15 protein-coding genes and 1 tRNA gene are annotated in these 19,178 nt (G+C 68.2%); 4 read left to right on the top strand and 12 right to left on the bottom strand.

Features of this window, described 5'->3' with window-relative positions; translation table 11 throughout:
- Positions 1-59: 59 nt before the first annotated feature.
- Both LTT66_RS04970 and LTT66_RS04975 read right to left on the bottom strand, forming a co-directional pair.
- A complete protein-coding gene (locus LTT66_RS04970; protein ID WP_233064443.1) occupies positions 60-1,664 on the bottom strand; it encodes a glycoside hydrolase family 13 protein in 1,605 nt (534 codons plus the stop codon).
- A gap of 230 nt (positions 1,665-1,894) precedes the next feature.
- Positions 1,895-2,299, bottom strand: a complete 405-nt coding sequence (locus tag LTT66_RS04975) for a globin (protein WP_233064445.1) — start codon at positions 2,297-2,299, stop codon at positions 1,895-1,897.
- A gap of 243 nt (positions 2,300-2,542) precedes the next feature.
- Between LTT66_RS04975 and LTT66_RS04980 the strand changes: the two genes are divergently transcribed.
- The gene (locus LTT66_RS04980) at positions 2,543-3,247 is read left to right on the top strand and encodes an HNH endonuclease (RefSeq protein ID WP_233064455.1); all 705 of its coding nucleotides are present in this window, start codon (positions 2,543-2,545) and stop codon (positions 3,245-3,247) included.
- Between the two features lie 4 nt (positions 3,248-3,251).
- Here LTT66_RS04980 and LTT66_RS04985 read toward each other — a convergent pair whose 3' ends face one another.
- Positions 3,252-3,818: a helix-turn-helix domain-containing protein gene (locus LTT66_RS04985; RefSeq protein ID WP_043688561.1), complete on the bottom strand. Its 567-nt coding sequence runs from the start codon at positions 3,816-3,818 to the stop codon at positions 3,252-3,254.
- A 53-nt stretch (positions 3,819-3,871) separates the two neighbouring features.
- Between LTT66_RS04985 and LTT66_RS04990 the strand changes: the two genes are divergently transcribed.
- Together LTT66_RS04990 and LTT66_RS04995 are read left to right on the top strand one after the other, a co-directional pair.
- Complete coding sequence (locus LTT66_RS04990; protein ID WP_233064464.1) at positions 3,872-4,567, top strand: AzlC family ABC transporter permease; 696 nt, start codon at positions 3,872-3,874, stop codon at positions 4,565-4,567.
- Positions 4,567-4,875 carry an AzlD domain-containing protein gene (locus LTT66_RS04995; protein ID WP_233064466.1) on the top strand — a complete coding sequence of 103 codons (309 nt, stop codon included), beginning with the start codon at positions 4,567-4,569 and terminating at the stop codon, positions 4,873-4,875. Before LTT66_RS04990 ends, LTT66_RS04995 begins: the two co-directional genes overlap by 1 nt.
- A 301-nt stretch (positions 4,876-5,176) precedes the next feature.
- Here LTT66_RS04995 and LTT66_RS05000 read toward each other — a convergent pair whose 3' ends face one another.
- From LTT66_RS05000 to LTT66_RS05030, 8 genes are all read right to left on the bottom strand, one after another.
- Positions 5,177-5,845 (bottom strand): hypothetical protein, encoded by a 669-nt coding sequence (locus tag LTT66_RS05000; RefSeq protein ID WP_233064468.1) that lies wholly within the window; start codon positions 5,843-5,845, stop codon positions 5,177-5,179.
- Positions 5,846-5,890: 45 nt separating this feature from the next.
- The gene (locus tag LTT66_RS05005) at positions 5,891-6,262 is read right to left on the bottom strand and encodes an acyl-CoA thioesterase (protein WP_233069008.1); all 372 of its coding nucleotides are present in this window, start codon (positions 6,260-6,262) and stop codon (positions 5,891-5,893) included.
- Positions 6,263-6,351: 89 nt separating this feature from the next.
- Positions 6,352-11,292: an NAD-glutamate dehydrogenase gene (locus LTT66_RS05010; protein WP_233064471.1), complete on the bottom strand. Its 4,941-nt coding sequence runs from the start codon at positions 11,290-11,292 to the stop codon at positions 6,352-6,354.
- Positions 11,293-11,484: 192 nt separating this feature from the next.
- Positions 11,485-11,607, bottom strand: coding sequence for a hypothetical protein (locus tag LTT66_RS37040; protein WP_267465347.1), 123 nt, complete (start codon positions 11,605-11,607; stop codon positions 11,485-11,487).
- Between the two features lie 335 nt (positions 11,608-11,942).
- Entirely contained in the window at positions 11,943-13,619 is a 1,677-nt protein-coding gene (ettA, locus tag LTT66_RS05015) for an energy-dependent translational throttle protein EttA (RefSeq protein ID WP_181723905.1), read from the bottom strand.
- Between the two features lie 80 nt (positions 13,620-13,699).
- The gene (locus LTT66_RS05020) at positions 13,700-14,197 is read right to left on the bottom strand and encodes a single-stranded DNA-binding protein (RefSeq protein ID WP_233064480.1); all 498 of its coding nucleotides are present in this window, start codon (positions 14,195-14,197) and stop codon (positions 13,700-13,702) included.
- Between the two features lie 161 nt (positions 14,198-14,358).
- Complete coding sequence (locus tag LTT66_RS05025; protein ID WP_233064482.1) at positions 14,359-15,327, bottom strand: serine/threonine dehydratase; 969 nt, start codon at positions 15,325-15,327, stop codon at positions 14,359-14,361.
- Entirely contained in the window at positions 15,324-17,357 is a 2,034-nt protein-coding gene (locus LTT66_RS05030; RefSeq protein WP_233064484.1) for a cytochrome c oxidase assembly protein, read from the bottom strand. Before LTT66_RS05030 ends, LTT66_RS05025 begins: the two co-directional genes overlap by 4 nt.
- Positions 17,358-17,559: 202 nt before the next feature.
- Here LTT66_RS05030 and LTT66_RS05035 point away from each other — a divergent pair.
- Positions 17,560-17,633, top strand: a tRNA-Arg gene (locus LTT66_RS05035).
- 267 nt (positions 17,634-17,900) lie between these two features.
- Here the strand turns inward: LTT66_RS05035 and ectB are convergent.
- A complete protein-coding gene (gene ectB / locus LTT66_RS05040) occupies positions 17,901-19,157 on the bottom strand; it encodes a diaminobutyrate--2-oxoglutarate transaminase (RefSeq protein WP_233064486.1) in 1,257 nt (418 codons plus the stop codon).
- Positions 19,158-19,178 lie beyond the last annotated feature (21 nt).

Raw genomic sequence — 19,178 nt, forward strand, 5'->3', positions numbered from 1 at the left:
GAGCCGGGAGGCCGTCTGTGTCGGCTCCACCCGGCTCGAGCTGGGACTTTCGGCGCGCCTCAGACCAACCAGGCGGCCGCGTTGGGCGGCAGCTGGCCGCCCTCGGCCGGCGCGCTGGCCAGCAGCACATCTCCCGGCGGTAACTGGATGGGCGCGTCGGAGGCGTTGAGTACGCAGACCAGTCCGCCCGGACGGCGGAACGCGAGACAACCCGGCGGGCTGCCGTACCACTCGATCCGGTCCCCGGCGAATTCCGGCCGGCCGGAGCGCAGTTCGATTGCCAGGCGATACAGCGACAACGTCGAGCCCAGCTCCTCCAGCTGCGCTTCGACGGTCAGCGACGCCCAGTCGGGCGGAATCGGCAGCCAGGGCGTCCCGGTGGTGAACCCGAACGGCGGCGCGGCGTCCTCCCACGGCAGCGGCACCCGGCAGCCGTCGCGGCCGCGCTGGGTGTGCCCGGAGCGCTCCCACACCGGGTCCTGCAGCACCTCCTCCGGCAGGTCGTCGACGTTGGGCAGCCCCAGCTCGGCGCCGTTGTAGAGGAACACCGCGCCGGGCAGCGCGAGTTCCAGCAGGATCATCGCCCGCGCCCGCGCGACCCCGAGCGCGCCGCCGCCGTACCTGGTGACCTCGCGCTCGATGTCGTGGTTGGACAACGTCCAGGTCGGTACGGCGAAAACCGGTCCGACGGCGGCGAGCGAGTTGTCGACGGCGTCGCGCACCGCCTCGGCGTCGAACGCCGATTCCGCGAGCCGGAAGTTGAAGGCCAGATGCAGTTCGTCGGCGCGCACGTACTCGCCGAAGCGGGTGTTGTCGTTCACCCACACTTCACCGATGAGCACCGCGTCGGGGTACTCGTCGACCACCTTGCGGATCCGGCGGTGGATATCGTGCACGGCGGGGTTGTTGAAGCGTGGGTCGCTGTCGTCGTGCGCGAGCATGGCCGAGACGCTGAGTTCCGGCATGTCGGGCAGGCCGTCGGGCTTGGCCATGCCGTGCGCCACATCGATCCGGAACCCGTCCACGCCCCGGTCCAGCCAGAACCGCAGCGTCTGCTCGAAATCGGCGGCGACCTCGGGGTTGGCCCAATTCAGGTCGGGCTGCTCGCGGGCGAAGATGTGCAGGTACCACTGGCCGGGTGTGCCGTCGGGTTCGGTGATCCTGGTCCAGGCGGGCCCGCCGAAGATGCTCGGCCAGTTGTTCGGCGGCTCGGTGCCGCCGGGTCCACGGCCGTCGCGGAAGATGTACCGGTCGCGTTCCGGGCTCCCGGGAGCCGCCGCCAGCGCCGCGCGGAACCACGAATGCTGGTCGCTGGTGTGGTTGGGCACCAGGTCCATCGTCACCCGGATCCGGCGGGCGTGCGCCGCGGCGATCAGCGCGTCCATCGCGGCGAGCCCGCCGAACAGCTCATCGATGTCGCGCGGATCGGCAACGTCGTAGCCACCGTCGGCCATGGGCGAACGCATCACCGGACAGATCCACAACGCGTCGACGCCGAGCAGTTCGAGATAGCCGAGTTTGTCCCGGACGCCGCCGAGATCACCGACCCCGTCGCCGCTCGAGTCCGCGAAGGATCTCGGATAAACCTGGTAGAACACGGCCGACCGCCACCACGGCTGCGTGGTGGGATCCGCCGGCGCCGTTAAGGCTGGTGCATCACTCACATCCGCAATAGTGCCAAAGTTTTGTGGTGAAAGCCCCCAGGCGACGCGCAGCTGCGAACTGCAGGCAAACACTCAGCACCGCAGCCTGACGCGGTGAGAATACCGCCGCTGCCACGACTCTCGGCGGCAACGCCGCAGTCACCTGTTGTTCACCAGCGAATTCACCGCGACCTCAACGCGGTAGAAAACACATTTCCGGCGAACTCGTTCGCCCACCGGCGATCACCTTGTCAGAAAGGCGCGTTCACCAAGGAGTTGGCCGCCATCTCCAGGTAGTCCAGCAGCGCCTTGCGGTGCTCGTCGTCCAGCGTCTCCGGCTCGATCTCCGCGACCGCGATACGCATGCACCGCAGCCACGCGTCCCGCTCGATCGGCCCGATGGTGAAGGGCATGTGCCGCATGCGCAGGCGCGGGTGACCCCGCTCGTCGGAGTACGTGCGCGGACCGCCCCAGTACTGCTCCAGGAACATCCGCAACCGGCGCTCCGCCGGAACCAAGTCCTCTTCCGGATAGAGCGGGCGCAGCACCTCGTCGGTGGCCACCTCGCGATAGAACGTCGCGACGAGCCGCCGGAACGTCTCCGCCCCACCGACCGCCTCATAGAACGACGTCGCCGTTTGCTCGCCCGAAGTCATAGACCCTCTCGATTCACCGGATGCGCCGGTGTCCATTGTGCCCGCGCCGGGGCACCGCCGCCGCACTGCCCTTGCGCCGCCGCTCGGCAACCGGAACATCGCCCCGAAATGGCACTTCAGCCACAGTTAACCGGACATTGTCGAAAATCACCGTGCATCGCCCGACATTCCATGGTCAACTGGGGGACAGTCTCTGCTTTGCAGATACCACATGATCCTGCCAATCATGAAATCGAGGTCGAGATGAAGCAGCGGCACAGCGCCCGGTCACACGAGGCGCGAGCACACCGACAACTCCAGCCCGCCGACGTCCACAACCGTGGGTCGGGGGCTACTCCGCTGCACATCTTGTCCGAACATCATCCGGGTGGACATCGTGGCCATCACGACCACGGCCCCCGCCCCGTCGCCCCGCCAGTCGAGGGCACGAACTGGCTCAAGACCAGGGTGCTGCTGTTGAACGCCACCTATGAGCCGCTCACCGCTTTGTCCGCGCGCCGCGCGATCGTCCTCCTCATCTGTGACAAGGCCGACGCCGTTCACCACAACGACGAAGGGCCGGTAGTGCACTCCGCCGAGACGTCGGTGCTCATTCCTTCGGTGATCCGCCTGCGCAGCTACGTCCACGTCCCGTACCGGGCCCGGGTCCCGATGACCAGGGCGGCCCTCATGCACCGGGATCGCTATCGGTGCGGTTACTGCGGCGGCAAAGCCGAGACCATCGACCACGTCATCCCGCGTAGCCGCGGCGGGGAGCATTCCTGGGAGAACTGCGTCGCCAGTTGCGCGCCGTGCAACCACCGCAAGGCCGACAAGCTGCTCAGCGAGCTGGGCTGGACGCTGCGATCTCCGCTGGTCTCACCGAAGGGCCCGCACTGGCGCCTGCTGTCCACCACCACGGACCTCGACCCCGTGTGGTTGCAGTACCTCGGCGAAGGCGCGGCCTGACCGATCAGGTGTACTCCACCACCAGCGTCGCCCAGGTGGGCGATGCCAGCGCTTCGAACACGTGCGGCCGATCGCCCGGGTAGGCGATGTAGTCGCCGGGGTGTAGTTCGACGGGCGCGTCGACCGGGCCGACCAGCGCGCGCCCCTCAGCGAGCAGCACGTGCTCGACTACCCCGGCGATATGCGGGTCCGATCGGCGCGCATGCCCGGGTTCCGCGGTGATGCGAAACAGGTCGCGGCGGGAATTGGCGGGCCCGGCCGCCAGCAGGGTCGCCCGGTATTCCGACTGCTCGGCCGCGACCACGGGGCCCTCCCCTGCACGGATGACGTGCACGCTCGGGCGCGGCGGGTCCAGCAATCGGGAGAACGGCATGTCCAGCGCGACGCACAGCGCCCACAACGTCTCCAGACTCGGGTTCCCGGCTCCCGATTCCAGTTGCGACAATGTGGATTTCGCGATGCCCGCCCGGCTGGCGACCTCGCTCAACGACAACCCGGCCCGCGTGCGCTCGCGGCGCAGCGCGGCGGCGATCACCGCCTGGGGTGTGGTCGTCGCGTCCTGCCGCGTCATTCCGACAGAAAACCACATTGACGAAGCGCCGCGCCATGTTCACTATAAACAACATGCGTTCGATATGGCGAACACTGGATCAGGACACACTGGCGGGTATCGCGGCGGTGCTGCTCGCTGTCGGCGTCATCGGGATCTCCTACGGAGCGACCGCGGTGAGCGCGGGCTTTCCGGTCTGGCTTCCGATCCTGCTCGGCTGCGTGGTGCTCGCCGGGAGTTCGGAGTTCCTGTTCATCGGGATTGTCGCCGCAGGTGGTAGCCCGATCGCGGCAGTGCTGGCGGGCTTGCTGGTGAATGCGCGGCATGTGCCGTACGGCTTGTCGATTCCCGACGCGGTGGGCACCGGATGGCGCAGACCGCTGGGCGTCCATCTGATGAACGACGAGTCCGTCGCCATGACCATCGCACAGCCCGACGCACACCGCAGGCGAGCCGCGTACTGGATCACCGGCGCGGGTGTGCTTCTGGCCTGGCCCGGTGGCGCGGCCATCGGAGCATTGATCGGATCGGTGGTCACCGACACCTCGGTGCTCGGACTCGACGCGATGTTTCCCGCGGTTCTGCTCGCCTTGGTCCTGCCCGCCCTGCGTGACCGAACTACCCTCGCGGCGGTGTGCGCAGGCACCGCGATCGCGCTGATCACAACTCCGTTCCTGCCCACGGGACTGCCGGTGCTGCTCGCCCTTTCCGGAGTGCTGGTCGCGGCACGGGAGAAACCGGAACCAGCGACCACGGCGGGAGCGGCGTGATGCTGGCCGCCGGAATCGTCGCCCTGGCCGCGGGCACCTATGCGCTCCGCTGGGCCGGGCCCGCGTTACGCGACCGAGTGCGCCCTCCTGCGCGCGTGGTGCGCCTGCTGGAGATCGCCGCCGTCGTACTGCTGACCGCACTGGTGGCGGTGACCACGCTGCCGCTCGGCACCACGAGCCTCGGATTCGCCGTGCCCGCAGGCGTTCTCGTCGGCGGCGTGCTGGCCTGGTTCCACCGGCCCATCCTGGTGGTGATCCTCGCCGCCGCCGCGACGACGGCACTGCTTCGCCTGATCGGCGTCTCCTGACCGACCGGAACCTTTTCCCTGCCACCATGCTTCGGCGACGAAGGCGGCGCCGTCCCCTCCTGCCGACGGCGCCGCCTATCTCATCGATCGCTCCCGGGCGGGCAAGTGCTACCGGGCATTTCGTCCATGGCCCTTACGCCCTGCACACCGGCGAAGTTCGTCGCGTGCGGCGGGGAAGCCTGCCGCGTCCGTTCTCGAGTCGTCAACTGATCCGGCGGCAGCGAATCAACTCGAGCGGCAAGAGAATTCACGGGAATTCGCGCACTTCCGAACCCGTCCCGCCTTCGGGCCCGCGGCGCGGTCATTGCGGCAGCAGGGGAATCCCCCCACCGATGCGGCGGGCGACGGAACCGTAGCGGGCGTCGAGCCGCAGCCATGTCCTGGTCGCACGGACGCGCACGATCTCGGCGGGCGGGATGCGGCGCGGATCGGCCTTATCCCCCGAGTGGGGAATGAAATCCATCGCCGTGAGCGCGAAGACGACCCGCATCGGCACCTGCACCCGGGTGCCCGCGCCCGACACGGTCAGCACCGCCTGATCCAGCAGCGAGGCCGGCGGACCGTGGCCGCTGCCGTGCTCCTTCGCCAGCTGCGCACCCTGCTCGGCCAGTTCGACCAGGGTGCGTGCCGGCACGTCCTCCACGTGTGAGAAACCGTCCGTCGGCGGCAACGCGCCACGCCACGCGGAGTCCATCGAGTATCCGAGGTCGATCGGACTGCCGCTCGCCGATCCGGCCAGCACGACATCGGCGCCGACCGTCACGTCGTCCACGCCGAGTTCGGCGACCACGGTGCGCATCGCCAGCGCCTCGAAGCCCGTCGCCACCCAGGCGGAGACGTAGTTCTCCCCGCGACGGCGCAGGCGCACCACCGCCGCCGGGTCCAAGCGCACGGCCCTGGTCAGGAACGTGGCGAGATTCTCTCGCTCCGCGGGATCGGGCACGTGCAGTACCCGCTGTTCCGATATCACGGCTGCTCCGCCGTCAGGCATTCGATGATCACCGACGCCGGTCGCTCACTCCATCCACTCGGACAGATAATCACGCTCGGCGTCGGTGAGCCTGCGCAACCGCTGCGCCGACATGTCGAACGCGGCGATCTGCGTGGACGCGACCACCGCCGCGGGCGAATCGGGCGCGGCGCCCGCGGCCCGCACCTCGTAACCGATGGTGAAGTCGACCGCGCGCAGCTGCTCGATCCACATGGCGATATCCAGCGGCGTGTCCTCGTGACGCAACTGGCCGCGGTAACGGACCCGCAGGTCGGCGAGCACGCAGCCCTCGCGCAGCGGGGCGGTCGGGCGGCCGTCCTCGAACAGCCACGGGATTCGCGCCTCCTCCAGCAGCGTCACCATCCGGGCGTGGTTGACGTGCTGGAACACGTCCATGTCCGACCATCTGACATCCACTTTGGCGTGAAAACGCCTGGGCAGCACGAGGCTGCCCGCCGCCGTCCCGTTCCGGTTCACCGAACTCGTCAACGTGGTACCTCCGATTGAGCGCCCACCCCGCTCACCATGCTCCGCACTTGCCGCGCTGCAACCGACAACGTGGCGAGATCGTGGGTTCCGGACTCGAACAATTCCGACAGTGCCGCCCTGGCTCGGCCGAGGCGGGACTGATTCTTCGACTCCCAGTATGCAATCTTCTCATCCGCCGTCTCCTCGGGGTCGCCGCCGGAGAGCACGTCGAGGGTGAGCGAGCGCAACGATCCGTACATGTCGTCGCGTAGCGCGAGCCGCGCCAGCGCATGCCAGCGGTCGCCGCGTTCGAGGTGGCTGACCGCCTGCAACAGCCAGTCGATCTTGAGGTGATCGTTGAGCGCGTAGTACAGCGATCCGACCTCGTCGCCGTCCCGGTCGGTGATGTCGGCGATGTCCACGATGTCCAGCAGCGGGAAGAGGTTGAGCAGGCCGAATACCTCGGTGGCCAGATCGGTCGGGGCGCCGCGGGCGATCAGCTCGGCGGACCGGTCGGTGAGGATGGACACGTGGTGCCCGCGCAGCCAGCCCGCCACCTTGGGGGCGAGTTCGCGCACATCGGCGCGGTACCGGCTGATCTCCGAGCCCACCGCGATCGGCTGCGGCCGGTTGCTCAGCAGCCACCGGGACGCCCGGTCCAGCGTGCGCTTCGTCTCCAGCTCGAGCAGGTCGCGCACCGACGTGGGCGCGTCGCACGCGCGGATGGCCGTCCACATCTGGTGCAGGTCGAAGATTCCGCTGGCCGCGGCGAAGGCGCGCACCGCATCGGTGGGGCTGGCGCCGGCCTCTTCCGCGAGCCGGAAGGCGTAGGTGATCCCGCCGTAGTCGACCATCTCGTTGGCGATCATCGTGGTGACGATCTCCCGGCGCAGCCGGTGCCGCTTGATCGCCGCTCCGAATCGGCCGCGCAGCGGCGTCGGGAAGTAATCCGGCAGGCGCGCGGCGAAGTACTGACTGTCGGGCAGGTCGGAATCGAGCAGATCGCCCTTGAGCGACAACTTCACATGCGCCATGAGGTTGGCGAGCTCCGGCGACGCCAGTCCGGAGCCTTCTTCGATCCTGCGCTTCATCTCCTGATCCGAGGGCAGCGCCTCGAGTTCACGGTCCAGACCGCGGCGATGTTCGAGATCCTCGATCAGCCGCGTCTGCACACTCGACATCTGCGCCGCCTCGGTGCGCGAGATGCCCATCAGGAAGTTCTGCGCCACGTTGTCCCGCAGCACCATCTGCGCGACCTCGTCGGTCATCGAGGCCAGCAGTGGATTGCGCTCGGCGACGGCGAGCTCGCCGCTGGAGACCACGGCGTCGAGCAGGATCTTGATGTTGACCTCGTGGTCGGAGCAATCCACGCCCGCCGAGTTGTCCAGCGCGTCGGTGTTCATCCGTCCGCCGTTGCGGCAGAACTCGATCCGCCCGAGCGCGGTCGCACCCAGGTTGCCGCCCTCGCCCACGACCTTGACCCGCAATTGGTTTCCGTTGACGCGAACCGTGTCGTTGGACTTGTCACCCACCTCGGCGTTGGTCTCGGTGCTCGCCTTGATGTAGGTGCCGATACCGCCGTTCCACAGCAGATCGACCGGCGCGAGCAAGATCGCGCGGACCAGGTCCGGCGGCGACAGCGACGTGACGTCGTCGCCCAGTCCGAGGGCCGCCCTGGCCTGCGGGCTGATCGGCACCGCCTTGACAGTGCGGTCCCACACGCCGCCGCCGGGGCTGATCAGCGCTGTGTCGTAGTCGGCCCACGACGACCTCGGCAACGCGAACATCCGCTGCCGCTCCCGATAGGAGACGGCCGCGTCCGGGTTGGGGTCGAGGAATATGTGGCGATGGTCGAAGGCGGCCACCAAGCGGATGTGCTCGGACAGGAGCATGCCGTTGCCGAACACGTCACCACTCATGTCACCGACACCCACCACAGTGAAATCCTGCGTCTGAGTGTCGATCTCCATCTCACGGAAGTGGCGCTTCACGCTCTCCCACGCGCCCTTGGCGGTGATGCCCATCGCCTTGTGGTCATAACCCGCCGAACCACCGGAAGCGAACGCGTCACCGAGCCAGAAACCATAACTCTGCGCCACATCGTTGGCGATATCGGAGAACGTCGCGGTGCCCTTGTCGGCCGCCACGACGAGATAGGTGTCGTCACCGTCCCGGCGCACCACCCGTGCGGGAGGCAATACCTCCCCGGTCGCGCGGTCGACATTGTCGGTGACGTCCAGCAAGCCCGAAATGAACGTGCGATAGCAGGCGACGCCTTCCGCACCCAACGCCTGCCGGTCCGCCACCGGATCACCGGTAGCCGTAGGCGGTTGCTTCACCACGAAACCGCCCTTCGCGCCCACCGGCACGATCACGGCGTTCTTCACCGCCTGCGCCTTCACCAAACCGAGGATCTCGGTACGGAAATCCTCCAGACGATCCGACCACCGCAAACCACCACGCGCCACGGGCCCGAAGCGCAGGTGCACACCCTCTACCCGGGGCGAGTACACGAAGATCTCGAACTGCGGGCGCGGCTTGGGCAGTTCGGCGATCGCGTGCGGTTCGACCTTGACCGAGACGAAGTCGCGCGGGCTGCCGTCCGCGTCGGTCACGTAGTAGTTGGTGCGCAGCGTCGCCGTGATCAGGCCGAGGATCGCACGGAGGATACGGTCCGCGTCCAGGCTGACCACCTCGTCGATCCGCCCACGCACCTGGGTCTCCAACTCGGCGGCGTGCTCGGCGGAGACGGTGTCGGGGTCGAAACGCGCAGCGAAAAGGTCGATGAACAGGCGCGCGATGTCCGGATACGTGAGCAGCACGCGGCAGATGTTCGCCTGGCTGTACGGAAAACCGGCCTGCTGCAAGTACTTCGCGTAGGTGCGCAGGATCGAAACGGCCCGCCACGGCAGCCGGGCACGCAGCACCAGCTCGTTCAGCCCGTCCGCCTCCGCGCGGCCGTACCACATGGCCTCGAACGCTTCCACGAACCGCTCGCGCAGCCCGCGCACCTCCGCGTCCAGCACGCCGGCGCGCTGAGAGGATTCGAGCAGTTCCGCGTCCAGATCCCGGTCGAGCGAACTGCGCAGCAACTCGGGGCGGGCGAGCAGACCGAAATCGTAGATCCATCGCTCGCCTCCGGCGCCGCCGTCGGCCGCGGCCTCCAGCTCGATCTGATATGGCCGCTCGTCCACCACTTCGACGCCGAGGCTCTGCAACACCGGAAGCACCTGGCTCAACGAGATACCGATGCCCCCGATGTAGAGCGTGAAGCGCCACGAACCAGGCGCCGAATCCGGCTTGCGGTAGAGGTATTGGTCGATACCGCCCTCACGCAGTCGCTGCAGGCGAACGATGTCCCGCAGCGCGCGAGCTGCGGCGAAATCCTGTTTGTAGCCCTCGGGGAAGGCCTCCGCGTACCGCTGCACGACAGCGGGATCGATCACCGTCGACGTGCTCACCTCGTCGTTCAGGCGGTCGTCCCACGTGCGGCTGGCCTCGGCGAGGAGGTTCTGCAGGCGCAGCCGGTTGGGCTCGGAAGTGTCGGCCACGGGGGGCGCCTGCCGCTGGGCGCCGAACTCGACTTCCGGCATGCGCACCGTGAAATAGACTCGGGCCAAGTCGCTTTCGCCCACCCGCGCGGAATAGTCGATGGACACGCCACCCAGTTCGCGGACCAGGATCTCCTGCATCTCCAGCCGGGAGCTGGTGGTGTACCGGTCACGCGGCAGATAGACCAGGCAGGCGACATAGCGGCCGTAGGTGTCCGCGCGCAGGAACAGGCGCACCTGGCGGCGCAGGCCCACGCTCAGCACCGCGGTAGCGGTGCGGCGCAGCGTCTCGGCGTCGGCGGAGAACAGCTCGGTGCGCGGGAAGGACTGGATGACCTCGAGCATCGCCTGACCGGAGAACGAATCCAGGTCGAATCCGCTCTCCTCGATCGCCGAGCGGACCCGGCGTTCGATCACCGGTATGTCCAGAACGTTCTCGTGCACGGCGGTCACGGTGAAGACGCCGATGAACAGGTGCTCACCGATGACCGATCCGCTTGCGTCGAAGTCGGCGACGCTGACGAAGTACGGGTACACCGCACGGTGCACGGTGGCGGGGACCAGCCCTTGGGTCAGCGTGAGCAGCGGGCGGTCGCCGCCGTTGACCGGCACGTGGAAGTCGGTGCCGACGTCCGGTCGCAGCACGCCGAGGCAGGTGGCGGGCAGGATGGTGGACAGCTCGCGACCCTCGTCGCTGTTCAGCCGATAGCGCGCGTAACCGAGGAGGGTGAAGTTTCCCTTCGCCAGCCAGCGCAGCAGCTTGGCGGTGTCGGTCAGCTCGACCCGCTCGAAGGGCGCGGACCCGGATTGTGCGGCCAGATCCAGGTCGTCGGCCAGCTTGCCCTGCACGTCCTCGATGGCTTCGGTGTCGCCGATCACCTGACGGACGTCGTCCACCACATCCGGCACCGCGCTCTCGACCTTGGCCAGCAGCGCCGCGCTGGTCGACGGATGCAATTGCACGTGCATCCAGGATTCGCGCAGCCCGGCCGTGCCGGTGGCGTCCACCTCGTGCGCGGCGGCGTGCGTCAGGCGCCCGTCCTCGTCCCGCTCGACCTCGAAGATGGGATGGATGATCTCGCTGACGCTGACGCCGATCCGGCTCAGCGACGAGCTGATGGACTCGACCAGCAGGGGCATGTCGTCGGTGACGACCTGCAGCGCCGCACCGATCCCCGAGCCGTCATCCGGGTGATACACCCGCACCAGCGCACGGCCGGGGCGACGCGTGACGCCCAATTCCAGGTGCCTGCGGAAGATCTGGGTGATGCCGGTGATCGCACAGTCCACATCGCCCGCGTCGACGTGGCGGAAGTATGCCTCCTCGAGCGCAGCGAGTTCGCCGCGCAAGGTCTGCGGCAAACCCGCGGCCCACGCCGCGCTGGACAATTCGGACGAGACGGTCATTTTTCGCCAACTCCCTCGGATATCGGTTCCGTAACAAAGTGACGCCGGTCCGAGGGTAACTGTGCGCCGATAACGCGTGGGTGAATTCCCTTTCGATATCCGGGTGTTCACCACGACCGCGGAGTTCGCCGCTCGTGTGCCGAGATCGGACGGGATGACCTCGGGCACAGCACAGAATCGGACCCGCGAGCGTCAGGTGAGCGCTACAGGTCGTATCCGCGGCGGCAGCGGCGCCGCACCGGTACCTCGGGTCAGCTCGGCCACCGCATCGGCGGTCGAAGCCACCGATTGCTCGAACTGCGCCTGCGCATTCACGACTCCACCCTAGTGGGCTACGCGCGGGTAGGTGTCACTCCTGTTCCGCGTTCGGCGAGAAACCTCGCCGCCCCGCCTTGCCGAGGCGCTTCTCCTCGGTTTCGCGGTGGATTTCCGCCCTGATCTCCCCGTGGCCGATACATCAGCAAACGCCGGCAGTGGCTGAGACCCGCTCCGGCTCCGAGCGCTCCCTCGCACCGGCAGAGGGAGTCGCACACAACGAAATAATCTCGCCGGCACCGCGATGGACGCTCGGACGAACGCGACGTCCGGCCGATGCGGCGAGTAAGTCCCGGGCGGGTGCGGGCCGAACCGCGCACCCACCCGTCGTGAACTCAGCCGCGGGTCAGCTTGCGGTGCGTAACCCGATGCGGGCGGGCCGCTTCCGGGCCGAGCCGCTCGACCTTGTTGGCCTCGTACGCCTCGAAGTTGCCCTCGAACCAGAACCACTTGGCCTCGTTGTCCGAGTCGCCCTCCCACGCGAGGATGTGGGTGCAGGTGCGGTCGAGGAACCAGCGGTCGTGCGAGATGACGACGGCGCAGCCGGGGAACTTCTCGAGCGCGTTCTCCATCGAACCGAGGGTCTCCACGTCGAGGTCGTTGGTCGGCTCGTCGAGCAGGATCAGGTTGCCACCCTGCTTGAGGGTCATCGCCAGGTTCAGCCGGTTGCGCTCACCACCGGACAGCACGCCGGCCGGCTTCTGCTGATCCGGGCCCTTGAAGCCGAACGCGCTCACGTAGGCGCGCGAGGGCATTTCCTGCTGGCCGACCTGGATGTAGTCCAGACCGTCGGAGACCACCTGCCAGACCGTCTTCTTCGGGTCGATGCCCGCGCGGTTCTGGTCGACGTAGCTCAGCTTGACCGTATCGCCGACCTTCACCTCGCCACTGTCCGGCTGCTCGAGCCCCACGATGGTCTTGAACAGCGTGGTCTTACCGACGCCGTTCGGCCCGATCACGCCGACGATGCCGTTGCGCGGCAGGGTGAACGACAGGTCCTTGATCAGCTGGCGGTCGCCGAAGCCCTTGTCCAGGTGCTCGACCTCCACCACCACGTTGCCCAGGCGCGGGCCCGCGGGGATCTGGATCTCCTCGAAGTCCAGCTTCCGCATCTTCTCGGCCTCGGCGGCCATCTCCTCGTACCGGCCGAGCCGGGCCTTGTTCTTGGCCTGCCTGGCCTTGGCGCCGGAACGCACCCAGGCGAGTTCTTCCTTGAGCCGCTTCTGCAGCTTCTGGTCCTTCTTGCCCTGCACCTCGAGCCGCTCGGCCTTCTTCTCCAGGTAGGTGGAGTAGTTGCCCTCGTACGGGTAGGCGCGGCCGCGATCCAGCTCGAGAATCCATTGGGCGACGTTGTCCAGGAAGTACCGGTCGTGGGTGACCGCGAGCACGGCGCCCTGGTACTGCGCCAGGTGCTGCTCGAGCCAGTTCACGCTCTCGGCGTCGAGGTGGTTGGTCGGCTCGTCGAGCAGCAGCAGGTCGGGCTTGCTCAGCAGCAGCTTGCACAGCGCGACCCGGCGGCGCTCACCACCGGAGAGGGTGGTGACCGGCTCGTCCGGCGGCGGGCAGCGCAGCGCGTCCATCGCCTGCTCGAGCTGGGAGTCCAGGTCCCACGCGTCGGCGTGGTCCAGATCCTCCTGGAGCTTGCCCATCTCCTCCATGAGCTCGTCGGAGTAGTCGGTGGCCATCAGTTCGGCGATCTCGTTGAAGCGATCCAGCTTCACCTTGATCTCGCCCATGCCCTCTTCGACATTGCCGCGGACGGTTTTCTCCTCGTTGAGCGGAGGTTCCTGCTGCAGGATGCCGACCGTGGCGCCGGCGGCGATGAACGCGTCACCGTTGTTCGGCTGGTCCAGTCCGGCCATGATCTTCAGCACGCTGGATTTACCTGCGCCGTTCGGGCCGACGACGCCGATCTTGGCGCCGGGAAGGAAGTTCAAGGTGACATCGTCGAGCACGACTTTGTCGCCGTGCGCCTTGCGAACCTTCTTCATCTGGTAAATGAACTCAGCCATAAGTGTGAAGCCTATCGGTGCGAGAGATGAGGGGACGAAGCAGAGCTACCCTGCCGCCGGGACGGAAACCGGTCGTGCGATCACGCGTCGACGGGCTCGGGTGCGCTGCCGCGGGGCGGCGCCGAACCGGCGGCTGCGACATTCTCCCCCGGCGCGTCGCCGACCGGCACCCGACCTTCAGCGCTCGCGGCCCCGGAAGTATTCCGCGACGGCAGGTCGGACAACCGGGTCAGTTGCGCGGCGCAGCGCGACAGGTCCGGTCCGACCACGCTGGCCCGCATCTCCAGATCCCGTCGTTCGACGCCGTCCCTGCTCCGGTACTCATGGGAGCGCAGCTGACCGTAGGCGATGATCGGATCGCCGCGCCGCAGCGAGGCGTCGACACCCGCCACCAACCGGCGCCAGCAGCTGACGGTGAGATACAGCGTGCCGTTGTCCACCCACTGCCCCGACGCGTGATCCAGCCGGCGGGAATTGCTCGCCAGCCGGAAGGTGACCACCTGCTCGCCGTTGGCCAGGTCGCGCTTGACCGGATGGGTGGCGATCGTGCCGATCACGGTCGCATTGGCCTCGTACATGATTACGCCCCTTCACATTCGGATCCGGGTCTGCCCGGAATTTCCTCCCCCTCCAGGAGGCTCTTCCAGGGTGCGCCGGATTCGCGGGCGCCGAGCGATCCGATCCGGAAATGTGCACAACCCGCCGGAGTGTGAAGAGCGCGCGTTTCACGCCCGTGCGATCAGAACACCGCCACGTCGGTATTGGCGCCGCAGAGCACGATCACCGGCCGTTCGTCCGGCGCGGGAACGTAGGCGCCGCTGTGCACCGCGGCCAGCGCCGCGGCCCCGGCGAGTTCGACCAGGATGCGGAACTCGCGCCACAGATACTCGCGCGCCGCGCCGATCGCGTCGTCGGTGACCAGCAGCGACCGCACGCCGTGGCGGCGCGCGACGTCGAGGGCGATGTCGCCGATCCGCGTGGGGCCTAGGGTGTCCACGGTGATGCCGGAACCGAGGATGTCCACCGGCCCGTCCGCATCCAGCGCCGCCCGCAGGATCGCGGCACCCTCGGGCTCCACCCCGATCACCTGCTGACGGCGCCCCAGCGCGGCCGCGATCCCGGCCACCAGTCCGCCGCCGCCCACTGCCGCCAGCACCGGCGGCCGCCCGCGCACCTGCTCCTCGAGTTCCAGCCCGACCACACCCACACCGGCGACCACGGCGGGCAGGTCGTAGCCGTGCAGCAGCAACGCGCCGCGTTCGGCGGCCAACTCGGTGGCGTGCCGCAAAGCCTCGCCGTAGGTGGTGCCGTACCAGAGCACTTCGGCGCCGTGCGACCACATCGCGGCGACCTTGGTATGCGGCGCCGTCTCCGGGACGACGACCGTGCAGGCCTTGCCCAGCCGCGCCGCGGCCAGCGCGGCCGCGATACCCGCGTTGCCGGCGGAGGCGATCACCACATGATCGATGCCGCCGCCCGACTCCAGCAGCGCGTTCAGACTGCCACGCACCTTGAACGTCCCGCCGTGCTGGAGGTGCTCGAGCTTCATCGTCACCGGGACCGGGCCGGACGGGCTCGCCACGGAAGTGTGGAAGACCGGCGTCTTGCGGATCTGCCCGGCCAGCCGCTTGCGCGCGGAGCGCACGTCCGACCGTTCCACCCGCCCTACCGGCCTGTGTGGGGAGACCACGCTGGCGCGTTCACTCACTTACGCACTTCTCCATCTCGCTTGGCCAGTTCGGCGTACATCGCGTTGTATGCGGCGAGTGCGGCGTCGTTGTCGCGTTCGGCGGCTCGATCGGTGCGTTGCGCGAGCCGATGGTCGCTGCGGGACCATTGGATCAGCAAAGCCAGCATCACCACCACCAAGGGGACCTCACCGCTCGCCCAGGCGAGGCTGCCGCCGGTGCGTTGGTCGCCGAGCAGATCGCCGTTCCACCCGAGGCCGAGACCGCGGTAGAACCAGCCGCCGAGCACGGTGGTCATGCTCATCAGCGCGACGCCGAAGAAGGCGTGGAACGGCAGCGAGCCGAACACCATGGCCAGCTTGGTCAGCGGCTCCACCTGCCTCGGCTTGGGATCGATGCCGATCACCACCCAGTAGAACAGGTAGCCGCTGAGCAGGAAGTGCAGGTTCATCAGCAGGTGGGCCGCGTGCGAGTCGGCGTACGTGTCGAAGATGCCGCCCAGGTACAGCGCGTAGAACCCGGCGACGAAGATCGCCGAGGCGACGATCGGGTGGGTCAGGAAACGCGACACCGGGTTGTGCACCGCGGCGAGGAGCCATTCGCGCGGCCCCGGCACGCCACCGCGGCCCGCGGGCGGCAGCGCGCGCAGCGCCAGCGTCACCGCACCGCCCAGCGCGAACAGGATCGGCGCGAGCATCGACAGCGCCATGTGCGCCCCCATGTGCACGCTGAACATCGCGGGCGAGTACCTGCCGACTCCGGACGAGGTCGCGACCAGCAGCACCACGCAACCGGACAGCCACGCGAGCGTGCGCCCGACCGGCCACGCGTCACCCCGCGCTCGCAACCGCCGCACCCCGAGCAGGTACAGCACGGCCAGCACGAGCGACAGCGTTCCGAAGATCAGATCGAAGCGCCAGTCGAACAGCATCCGGGCGAGATTCGGCGGCCCGGCCAGCTCATAGCCCAGTTCCACTTCGACGGGGGTCGGGACGGAATCCGGGGGTGGCGGCGGCGTGCGGCCGAGCCCGACCGCCAGACCGATCGTCGCGGCGAAGATCAATACCTCGACGCCCGCGTACCTGACCAGCGCCGAGCGGTCGCGGGGATCGGCCGCGAGAGCGGGCAACGCGGCGCGGCGCTGCAGATAGCCGAACACGCCCAGCAGCGCCAACGCGGCGGCCTTGGCCAGCACCAGCCTGCCGTAGGTGCTGGTGAACAGCTCCTCCGGTGGCACGCGGACCCAGGAGTTGATCACGCCGCTGATCGCGATCACGGCGAACGCGACCGTGGCGGTCAGCGAGAAGCGCCGGGTGGCCACGTCGGTGTACGCCCCACCGCGCAGGGCGTGCGCGAGCACCGCGAAGAGGCCGCCGACCCACACGGCGGACGCGATCAGGTGCAGGATCAGGCTGTTGGTCGCCACATCGTGCGACCCGCCCGAGGACGAATGCCCGGTCAACGCCAGCGGCATCATGGTGACGATCGCGGCGCCGAGCAGAACCGGAGTCCAGCCCCAGCGCAACGCGAGCCGGCCACCCACGGCGACGATCAGGGCGAAGATCACGGTCGTGCGCCAGGCTCCGGCCAGCTCGATCTGACCGATCGCTCGCCACAGACCCTCCGGCCGCAGGACCTCGCCCACCGGTCGACCCGTGGTATCCGAGACCGTCAGGGGCACCAGCAGCGCCGCGCAGCATGCCCAGACCACGGCGAAGTTCGACGCCCGGCGCACCGCGCGGTACCCGCCCACGTCCAGCAGCCCGTTCGGCTGCGGCGGCACGAGGAAGGCCGCGAAAAGCAGGGAACCGACGGTCAGCGCCGCCGAAAGATCGGCGAGCGCCCGCACCGCGGGCAGGCCGTAGGTGGTCGGCGCGCCCGGATCGGGAATGCCGAGCAGACTCAGTGCCTGCGCCGCCGACAGGCCCACCACCAGCGCCGCCACCACAGCCGCGATCGCGCCCGCCAGCGCGGTGACCGTCGCGAACGTCGCCCCGGACCGGGTGGTCTCGGCTTCGGGAGCGACGGACGAGGTGGCGGCGGACGGCATACGACTGAGCGTAGTTCGGCGAGTATTCCGTGGCCCGGTCGGGTTTGTACCGATATTGTGGGCCGCGCACCACCACGGGCGCGTCACCTACTGTCTCGGGATGGCTGAAACGTTGCTAACGCTAAGAATCTGAGCACCTGGACGGTCGCTATAATCGACCCGCTGGACAGCACGGCCAATGTCGGCCATCGTGGAACCCGCTGCCTCCGTAGCTCAGTTGGATAGAGCAAGGGCCTTCTAATCCCTAGGTCGCAGGTTCGATTCCTGCCGGGGGCGCAGAACACTGGAGACCTGCAGCTATGCGGGTCTCCAGTGCTATTACCCACAGAGCGGGTCGCTCAAACACGAAGAATTTTTCGCCCCGGTGCATCGCCCTGCCGCGGCAGTGTCGGCGATCCAGCCGCGGCCACCCCGAGACTTGCGAGGCGGTTGCAGGACCAGGCAGTTCGGTCATTCCCGATGACCTCCCTTCCCGAGCAGCGGCGCGGGCGTCGTCGACGACACGCCGGTAAGCAGCGCTGCGCGCGACACGCCCATCGACGTTCAGCCGCAGACCGCCTCCATAGCTCCCGCCAGCAGCTGAATGCCGTGCTCGATTTCTTCGTCGGTGATCGTCAACGGCGGCATCAGCTTGATCACCTCGTCCGCCGAGCCCGAGGTCTCCACGAGCAAACCGCGGTCGAAAGCGGCCTGACCGACCTTCTCCGCCAACGACGCGTCCCCGAAAACAACACCGTGCACCAGGCCCCGCCCGCGCGTCGTGACGCCCGGGAACGCCACGGCCAGCTCACTCAGCGCCCGTGCGATCCGCTCCCCCTTGGCCAGAGTCGCGCGTTCTAGTGCGGAATCCGACCAAAAGTGTTCGAGCGCTACGCGCCCGGTGACGAAAGCCGCGTTGTTGCCACGGAAGGTGCCGTTGTGCTCGCCGGGCGCCCACTGATCGAGTTCCGGTCTGAACAGCACCAGCGCCATCGGCAGACCGTAGCCGCCGATCGACTTCGACAACGTCACGATGTCGGGCGTGACACCGGCGACTTCGAAGGAGAAGAACGGTCCGGTGCGGCCGCAGCCCATCTGCACGTCGTCGACGATCAGCAGGATGCCGCGGGCCGAACACAGCTCGGCCAGCCCACGCAGCCATTCCGCGCGGGCGACGTTGATGCCGCCTTCCCCCTGCACCGTCTCCACGATCACCGCGGCGGGCTTGTCCAACCCGGAGGACGGATCGTCGAGCGCCCGGCGCATCCACAGCAAGTCGTCGGCGATCCCGAGATATCCGTCGTAGGGCATCGGCATCGCATGCGCGAGCGGAACCCCGGCGCCGGACCGCTTGGCGGCGTTTCCGGTCACCGCCAGCGCACCCAGCGACATGCCGTGGAAAGCGTTGGTGAAGCTCAGCACGGTCTGCCGACCGGTGATTTTCCGCGCGAGTTTCAAAGCGGCCTCGACCGCGTTCGCTCCGGTCGGCCCCGGGAACTGGACTTTGTAGTCCAGTCCGCGCGGGCCGAAGACGGTGTCGCGCAGGGCTTCCAGCAACCGCCGTTTCGCGACGGTGGACATGTCCAGCCCGTGGGTGATGCCGTCTCCGGCTATGTAGTCGAGCAGCGCCCGTTTCAGCACCGGATTGTTGTGGCCGTAGTTGAGCGAGCCCGCCCCCGCGAAGAAGTCCAGGTACTCCTTGCCGGTCTCGTCCCGCAACCACGCTCCGCTGGCGGTATCGAAGACCGCGGGCCAGCAGCGACAGTACCCGCGCACATTCGATTCGAGTGCCTCGAAAACAGTCATCTCGGCGACGGTCATCGGCGATCCTTACTCGTCGTG

Origin of the sequence: Nocardia gipuzkoensis, assembly GCF_021183645.1 — a bacterium.
Classification (GTDB): Bacteria; Actinomycetota; Actinomycetes; order Mycobacteriales; family Mycobacteriaceae; genus Nocardia; species Nocardia abscessus.